A 7725-nucleotide genomic window follows, 5' to 3' on the forward strand; every position below is an offset into this window, starting at 1 on the left:
GCGCTATCGCCAGCCTCGTCTCCGACCGCACCAGCATCACCTGAACACAGTCCACACCAGGCCAAACACGCCTCACCCGCTATCACGCACCAACTCGTAAAGGGCGCTTTTCGCGCCCTTTGTTGATTCATGGAAGCTGCTCCACTGAATCCTCTCGCCGTTCAACTGGTGTTCAGGCATGGGCGAGACGGTTGCGCCGATTCGAGGTCCGCCACCCTCCACGGCTTACCGACCGTCTCAGGAGACACCATGTCGCTCACCCGCAGGGACTTCGCCAGTAGAACCGCGCTCACCGGTGCCGGTGTAGCACTGGCGGGCAGTGTCGGCGCCCTCGCCACCGCGCCCAACGCGCTCGCCGCCACCGACGTCGAGAGCGAGGGCGTGGAGAGTGCCGGCGCCCACGGCGGTGTCGGTTACGGGCCGCTGATCGCCGACCCCGAGGGCCTGCTCGCGCTGCCCGCCGGATTCACGTACAAGGTCATCACCTACAGCGGCAAGACCAAGCTGGAGTCGGGCGAGTTCACCCCGTCCAACCACGACGGCACGTCCACCTTCGACGGCCCGCGCGGTACGACCCTCCTCGTCAACAACCACGAGCTGGCGGGCCCCCGCGCCAACTGGCCGCACCCGGTGCCGCTCACCGAGGGACTCGTCTACGACCCGGCCGCGGCCGGCGGCTGCACCGTCGTCGAGGTGCGCCCCGGCGGCAAGGTCGCCGAGTGGGTCGGCATCGCCGGCACCGCCACCAACTGCGCGGGCGGCAACACCCCTTGGGGCACCTGGCTCACCTGCGAGGAGACCGAGGACAAGGCCGGCACCAACGGCTTCACCAAGGACCACGGCTACGTCTTCGAGGTCGACCCCTCAGACCGCCGCGCCAACAAGAACCCCAAGCCCATCAAGGCGCTGGGCCGTTACGCCCACGAGGCCGTCGTCGTCGACCCCAAGCGCGGCCACCTCTACCTCACCGAGGACGCGTCCAACCCGAACGGCCTGCTGTACCGCTGGACCCCGCCCGAGGGCTTCTGCCACGGTCACGGCAAGCTGCGCACCCTCGCCGAGAACGCGGGTGTCCTCCAGGCCTTCAAGTGCTTCGACTCCGGCGGCCAGTTCGTGGACGACCTCTCCCGCGCCACGAAGATCGGCACGGTGTACGGCGTGGACTGGGTGGACGTCCCCGACCGTGACGCGAGGACGACCTCCGTCCGCAAGCAGTTCACCGCCGGTCAGGTCACCCGCGCCCGCAAGCTCGAAGGCATGTGGTGGGGCGACGGAGGCACGTACATCGTCTCCTCGTACGCCCGCACCGAGAGCCCCGTCCAGCACGACGGAGCGGTCTGGTTCTACGACCCCAAGCGCCGCACCCTGACCCTGAAGGTCCTCCTCGGCGTCAACCCCGACCCCGCCGTCGACGGCGCCTTCGACGGCCCGGACAACATCACCGTCTCCCCGTACGGCGGCCTCGTCATCGCCGAGGACGGCGAGGGCATCCAGCACCTGTTCGGCGCCACGGAGAGCGGCCGCACCTACCCGATCGCCCGCAACGAGCTGAACCAGGGCACCGAAGAGGCCCCCGAATACAGCGAGTTCACCGGCGTCACCTTCTCCCCCGACGGAAAGACCCTGTACGCCAACATCCAGACGCCGGGGATCATGCTGGCGATCACCGGGCCCTGGAAGCGCCAGAAGCGCGGCTGATTAATTCGGTCGACCCCCCTGAGTTGCGCCTCCTACAGTGAGATCACGACAACGCACCTCCCGGTGCGAAGGCAGCGGTTACTTCTCTTCCAAAGAATCCGACACCGCTGCCGACTTGATCTCGGGAGGCGCAGCTCATGGTGGGTGCCTGGTGCGCAGGCAACGGTTACTTCATTGGATCCGGCGGTTGCGGGTTCGAACCCCGTCATCGACCTCGGGTCGGTGTAGCTCAATTCGGTAGAGCACCAGAATAAGTCCGTCGCCGACTCCTGATCTCGGGCACCCACCTCTTGCGCCGCGCCTCCTCCGAAACATCCACGAATTCGGGGGAATTCACCATGGCGCGATTCAACAAGAAGGCCGCACGAGCCCGCCCCACTTCTCGGGTCACCTCGACGGGACGCATCCTGCGGACCTACGAGGGCGGCCGAGGCCGTGAGCGCGACGCGCGCTCCGAGCTTTTTCTGCTCGCGGTCGCCAATTTCGTCTCCCAGCAGACCTTCTACGAGTCCGGCGCGGACCGCGACGACCGGTTCGCGCGCCTCGTACGCGAGCTCGCCGTCACCGACTCCACGTGGACCGCCGGCCTGCTCGGCTGGCTGCGCGGCGAGGGCAACCTCCGTACCGCCTCGATCGTGGGCGCCGCCGAGTACGTGAAGGCGCGTCTCGACGCGGGCGTCACCGAGGGCCCCTCGAACCGGCAGGTCGTGGCCTCCGTGCTCCAGCGGCCCGACGAGCCCGGCGAGTTCCTCGGGTACTGGACGGCCCAGTACGGCCGTAACGTCCCGAAGCCCGTCAAGCGCGGGATCGCCGACGCCGTACGGCGCCTCTACAGCGGAAAGTCGCTGCTGAAGTACGACACCGCGGCCAAGGGCTACCGCTTCGGCGACATCCTCAACCTCGTGCACGCGGCCCCGGACCCGGACAAGCCGTGGCAGGGCGAGCTGTTCCGGTACGCCCTCGACCGGCGGCACAACCCGGACACGGCCGTGCCGCCCGAGTCGAGCCGCGTGCTCATCGCGCACCGCGAGCTGATGGCGCTGCCGGTCGAGCGGCGCCGTGCCGTGGTCACGTCCGCGGGCGGGGCCGAGCGGCTGGCCGCGGCCGGGATGACGTGGGAGGCGCTGGCGGGCTGGCTGCAGGGGCCGATGGACAAGGCGGCCTGGGAGGCGGTGATCCCGTCCATGGGCGCGATGGCACTGACGAGGAACCTGCGGAACTTCGACGAGGCCGGTGTCTCGGACGAGGTCGCCGCCCGGGTCGCGGCGAAGATCAGCGACCCGGCGGAGGTGGCGCGCTCGCGCCAGTTCCCCTTCCGGTACCTCGCCGCGTACCAGCACGCGCCCTCGCTGCGCTGGTCCCACCCGCTGGAGCGGGCGCTCGGCCACTCGCTGGCCAATGTGCCCGCGCTGCCCGGCCGGACCCTCGTGCTCGTCGACCGTTCGGGCTCGATGTGGGCGCGGCTCTCCGACCGCTCGCAGCTCAACCGGGCCGACGCGGCGGCGATCTTCGGTACGGCGCTCGCGCTGCGGGCGGCGGACGCGGATCTCGTCGAGTTCGGCACCACGAACCGGCGTCTGACGTTCGGCCGGGGCGAGTCGGTGCTGAAGATCCTCGGCCGCTTCGGCGACCTGGGCGGCACCGACACCACCTCGGCGATCCGCGCGCACTACCGGGGCCAGGACCGGGTGCTGATCGTCACCGACGAACAGTGCACGTACCACCGCCACGGCGGCCCGACCGAGCAGGTCCCGGCCGACGTGCCGGTCTACACCTGGAACCTCGCCGGCTACCGGGCGGGCCACGGCCCCTCCGGGACCGGCAACCGCCACACCTTCGGAGGCCTCACGGACGCGGCCTTCCGGATGATTCCGCTGCTTGAGGCGGCCCAGAACGCCGACTGGCCCTGGGCGGCCTGAGCCCCGAGCGTGTGACCCGCACTTCACGGGGGTGCGGGTCACACTCTTGCCCATGCCCGGCATTGACATCTAACATTTCAGTCCATGGAGGCCATACGACCGCTCGCCCGCACCCTGCTCCGGGACCGGGCCTACGCATCCATCAGGGACGCCATCGTGGCCGGGGAGATCGAGCCCGGGGCGGTGGTGCGGGACGCCGAGCTGGCCGAGCGGCTCGGGCTGTCGCGGGCGCCGGTGCGGGAGGCCTTCGCGCGGCTCGTCGACGAGGGGCTGCTGGAGAGCAAGCCGCAGAGCTACACCCGGGTGACGCAGGTCGTGGCCGCCGAGGTGCGGGACGCCGCCGCCGTGGTCGGGGCCATGCACGAGCTGGTCGCGCGGGTCGCCGTACCCCGGCTGCTCGCCACCGACCTCGAGACGATGCGCGCGGCCAACGAACGGTTCGCGGCCGCCGTCACCGCCGGTGACGTGGACGAGGCCCTGCGCGTCGACGACGAACTGCACGACGTCCTCGTCCGCGTCAGCGGCAACCGCGCGGCCGCCGCCACCGCCGCCCGCTACACCCCTCTCATCCGCCGACTGGAGCGCAAGCGCTTCGGCGAGGGTGGCAACTGCCGTTCGGCGGGCCTGCACGACCGGCTGATCGAGGCCTGCGCGGCCGGTGACGTGGACGAGGCGGTCCGGGTCACCGCGGAGATCTGGCGGGGACTGGCCGAACTCGCCGACAGCGACTGAGACGCAGCAACCGATCCGGGAGGACCCCATGTCCCTTTCGTCCTACGACCGTTACCCCCTCCTCTTCGGACCGTCCCCAGTCCACCGCCTGGAGCGCCTCACCGCGCACCTCGGCGGCGCCGCCCTGTGGGCCAAGCGCGAGGACTGCAACTCCGGGATCGCGTACGGCGGCAACAAGACCCGCAAGCTGGAGTACCTGGTCGCCGACGCGCTCGCCAAGGGCTGTGACACCCTCGTCTCGATCGGCGGCGTCCAGTCCAACCACACCCGTCAGGTCGCCGCCGTGGCCGCTCGGGCCGGGCTCAAGTGCGTGCTTGTTCAGGAGAGTTGGGTGGACTGGCCGGACGCCGTCTACGACAAGGTCGGCAACATCCTGATCAGCCGGCTCGCCGGGGCCGACGTACGGCTGGTGAAGGCCGGGTTCGGGATCGGGTTCAAGGAGAGCTGGGAGCAGGCGCTCAGGGATGTCGAGGAGCGGGGCGGCAAGCCGTACGCCATTCCCGCCGGCGCCTCCGACCATCCGCTCGGTGGCCTCGGCTTCGCCGCGTGGGCGGACGAAGTGGCGGAGCAGGAGCGCGAGTTGGGCGTCTTCTTCGACACGGTCGTGGTCTGCTCGGTGACCGGGTCCACCCAGGCCGGTATGGTCGCCGGGTTCCGGGCACTGGAGGAGGCCGGGGGCCGACCCCGGCGCGTGCTCGGCATCGACGCCTCCGCCAAGCCCGTGGCCACCCGGGAGCAGATCGCGCGGATCGCCCACAACACCGGTCAACTCATCGGCGTACAGAAGGAGTTGACGGAGGCGGACGTGGAGCTGGATGAGCGCTACCACGCCGGAATCTACGGCATCCCCGACGAGGCCACCCTGGAGGCGATGCGCCTCGCCGCCCGCACCGAGGGGATGGTCACCGACCCTGTGTACGAGGGCAAGTCCATGGCCGGGATGATCGACCTCGTCCAGCGCGGGGAGATCGGCACCGACTCCACGGTGCTCTACGCCCACCTCGGCGGGCAGCCCGCGCTCAACGGGTACAGCGCCCTGTTCTAGGGCCTGTCCGGCGGATAAGGCCGGCTGTAAGAAACTGCGGGCTGTGCGGGGCGTCAGGCGGCCCGGGTCTTCCTGCCGGTGATCACCAGTGCCGCCAGCAGCAGTGCGGTCAGGGCGATGAGGGCGCTCGCGCCGAACGCGTGGGACGCGCCCTCGACGAGGGTTTCGGACGGTGACCCGGTGGTGTGCCGGGTCGCCGTGCCGTACACCGTGACCAGGATCGACAGGCCGAGTGTGCCGCCCAGCCACTGCATGGTCTGGAGGAGGCCGGAGGCGGCGCCGGCCTCGCGCGGCTCGACGCGGGCGAGGATCGTCGCGTTGAGGGGCATGAGACTCAGGGCGACGCCCACCCCCAGCAGGAGCAGCGGGCCGAGCAGTCCGGAGAGGTAGCCGTCGGAGGCGTCGAGCCGCCACAGCCATACCCCGGCCCCACTGACCAGGGTCATACCGGTGAGCAACACCGGTTTGGCGCCGAGGAGTTGCAGCATCCTCGGAACCAGGCGCACGGTGCTGAACATGGCCAGGGTCATCGGCAGGAACGCGAGCCCCGCCCGCAGCGGGCTGTAGCCCAGCGCCTGTTGGCTGATCAGGGTGAGGAAGTAGAACGCGCCGAACATGCCCGCGGGCAGCAGCATGACCCCCAGATACGCCCCGGCCCGGTCGCGGTCGGCGAACAGCCGCAGGGGGAGGATCGGTTGCTCGGCCCGTGACTCGACGAGCAGGAAACCGGCGAGCAGCGCGGCAGCCGTACTGAAGCCGAGCAGAGTCTGAGTGTCGCTCCAGCCCGCCTCCGACACCCGGATGAACGCGTACACCAGGGAGGTCGTCCCGGCCGTACCGGTGAGTGCGCCCGCCAGGTCGAACCGGCCGGCGTGGCACGGGGTTTCGGCGGCGAAGCGGGGGAGGGCGGTGGCCACCGCGATGCCGATCGGCACGTTGATGAGCAGGGCCCAGCGCCAGGACGCCCAGTCGGTGAGCATGCCGCCGAGGACCAGGCCGACGGAGGCGCCGATGCCGGCCATCGAGGAGTAGACGCTCAACGCGTAGTGGCGGCGCGGGCCTTCGGGGAAGCCGGTGGTGATCAGGGCGAGGGTGCTCGGGGCGATCAGGGCGGCCCCGACGCCCTGGAGCGAGCGGGCGGCCAGCAACCACGCGCCGTCGGTGGCGAGTCCGCCGAGCAGGGAGGAGCCGGCGAAGAGGAGCACGCCGGCCATGAGCGTACGACGGCGGCCGACGACGTCACCGACGCGACCGCCGAGCAGCAGCAGGCCGCCGAAGGCGAGGGTGTAGGAGTTGAGGACCCAGGACAGGCCGGTCGAGGTGAAGTCGAGGTCCTGTTGGATGTCCGGGAGCGCTACGTTGACGACGGTGGCGTCGACGCCGACCATCAGGTAGGCGGCGACGATGACGAGGAGGGCGGCGCCGAGCCGGGTGGAGCCGTCCGGTGGGGCGGAGGGTGAGGCGGTGGTCGTGGACGGGGTGGACATGGAGTTCTCCCGTTCTTGGTCCCCGCTCGTGTCTGTCATGAGAAGCAAGCGGGCAGCACGCGGGCAGCACGGACTGACCCGCGACGACTGCCGCCGCAGTAAGCGGGGACTGTCTCCGTTTAGTGTTCGATAAGATACGGAGAGAGTCTCCGGTTCGCAAGGAGTATCTGGATGACGCAGGTCAGGCCCATGCGTGCGGACGCTCGGCGCAACTACGACCGGTTGCTCAAGGTGGCGGCGGAGGCCTTCGCCGAGCATGGGGAGGGTGCGTCGCTGGACGACATCGCCAAGCGAGCGGGGGTCGGCTCCGGGACGCTCTATCGCCATTTCCCCACGCGGCAGGCCCTGCTGGAGGCGGCGTACGTGGACCGCGTGGAGGGGTTCGCGCGCCGGGCCGACGAGCTCGCCGAGGAGTTGCCGCCGGGGGAGGCGCTGGCGGAGTGGTTGTACGAGCTGTGCGTCGGGACGATTCAGGTGCGGGGGCTGAAGACGCTGCTGGGGTCCGCGGTGGCGGATGGCAGCAACGCGGCGCTCACCGTGTGTGGGACGCATGTGCGCGGGGCGGCTACGCGGCTGGTCGCGGCGGCGCGGGAGGAAGGTTCGCTGCGGGGGGATGTCGAGCCGATCGAGCTGCTTCGGCTGGCCCATGGGGTGGCGGGGGCGGCGGAGTTGGCCGACGGGGGCGGGGAGTCGATCCGGCGGTATCTGACGCTTCTCACGGAGGGGCTGCGGGCGTAGGGGCGCCTATGGATGCGTCGTGGCTGGTCGCGCCCACGCGGCGGAGCCGCATGTCGATACAGCCCCGCGCCCCTGAGTGGGTGCAGTCAACGCATGCCTGGCTGTA

At 70.5% G+C, this 7725-nt stretch carries 6 protein-coding genes; 5 read left to right on the top strand and 1 reads right to left on the bottom strand.

Annotation, left to right across the window (positions count from 1 at the left end):
* Positions 1-249 precede the first annotated feature (249 nt).
* The 4 genes from ACI2L1_RS44650 (at position 250) to ACI2L1_RS44665 (ending at position 5394) form a co-directional block, all read left to right on the top strand.
* Positions 250-1698 (top strand): alkaline phosphatase PhoX, encoded by a 1449-nt coding sequence (locus tag ACI2L1_RS44650; RefSeq protein WP_404745221.1) that lies wholly within the window; start codon positions 250-252, stop codon positions 1696-1698.
* 338 nt (positions 1699-2036) lie between these two features.
* Positions 2037-3617, top strand: coding sequence for a TROVE domain-containing protein (locus tag ACI2L1_RS44655; protein WP_404745222.1), 1581 nt, complete (start codon positions 2037-2039; stop codon positions 3615-3617).
* 84 nt (positions 3618-3701) lie between these two features.
* Positions 3702-4349: a GntR family transcriptional regulator gene (locus ACI2L1_RS44660; RefSeq protein WP_404745223.1), complete on the top strand. Its 648-nt coding sequence runs from the start codon at positions 3702-3704 to the stop codon at positions 4347-4349.
* A gap of 28 nt (positions 4350-4377) precedes the next feature.
* On the top strand, positions 4378-5394 hold the full coding sequence (locus ACI2L1_RS44665; protein WP_404745224.1) for a 1-aminocyclopropane-1-carboxylate deaminase: 1017 nt from the start codon (positions 4378-4380) through the stop codon (positions 5392-5394).
* 53 nt (positions 5395-5447) lie between these two features.
* On the opposite strand, the gene ACI2L1_RS44670 is transcribed toward ACI2L1_RS44665, so the two are convergent.
* On the bottom strand, positions 5448-6881 hold the full coding sequence (locus ACI2L1_RS44670; protein WP_404745225.1) for an MFS transporter: 1434 nt from the start codon (positions 6879-6881) through the stop codon (positions 5448-5450).
* A 171-nt stretch (positions 6882-7052) separates the two neighbouring features.
* On the opposite strand from ACI2L1_RS44670, the gene ACI2L1_RS44675 reads away from it, so the two are divergent.
* Positions 7053-7619, top strand: coding sequence for a TetR/AcrR family transcriptional regulator (locus ACI2L1_RS44675; protein ID WP_404745226.1), 567 nt, complete (start codon positions 7053-7055; stop codon positions 7617-7619).
* Positions 7620-7725 lie beyond the last annotated feature (106 nt).

The sequence above is a fragment of the Streptomyces sp. NPDC019531 genome, assembly GCF_044903305.1.
In the GTDB taxonomy this organism is placed as follows: Bacteria; Actinomycetota; Actinomycetes; order Streptomycetales; family Streptomycetaceae; genus Streptomyces.

Excerpts from the sequence above, each read along its gene's own strand:
- ACI2L1_RS44675 (WP_404745226.1), top strand. The coding sequence starts at position 7,053 with ATGACGCAGGTCAGGCCCATGCGTGCGGACGCTCGGCGCAACTACGAC.
- ACI2L1_RS44650 (WP_404745221.1), top strand. The coding sequence starts at position 250 with ATGTCGCTCACCCGCAGGGACTTCGCCAGTAGAACCGCGCTCACCGGT.
- ACI2L1_RS44665 (WP_404745224.1), top strand. The coding sequence starts at position 4,378 with ATGTCCCTTTCGTCCTACGACCGTTACCCCCTCCTCTTCGGACCGTCC.
- ACI2L1_RS44655 (WP_404745222.1), top strand. The coding sequence starts at position 2,037 with ATGGCGCGATTCAACAAGAAGGCCGCACGAGCCCGCCCCACTTCTCGG.
- ACI2L1_RS44670 (WP_404745225.1), bottom strand. The coding sequence starts at position 6,881 with ATGTCCACCCCGTCCACGACCACCGCCTCACCCTCCGCCCCACCGGAC.
- ACI2L1_RS44660 (WP_404745223.1), top strand. The coding sequence starts at position 3,702 with ATGGAGGCCATACGACCGCTCGCCCGCACCCTGCTCCGGGACCGGGCC.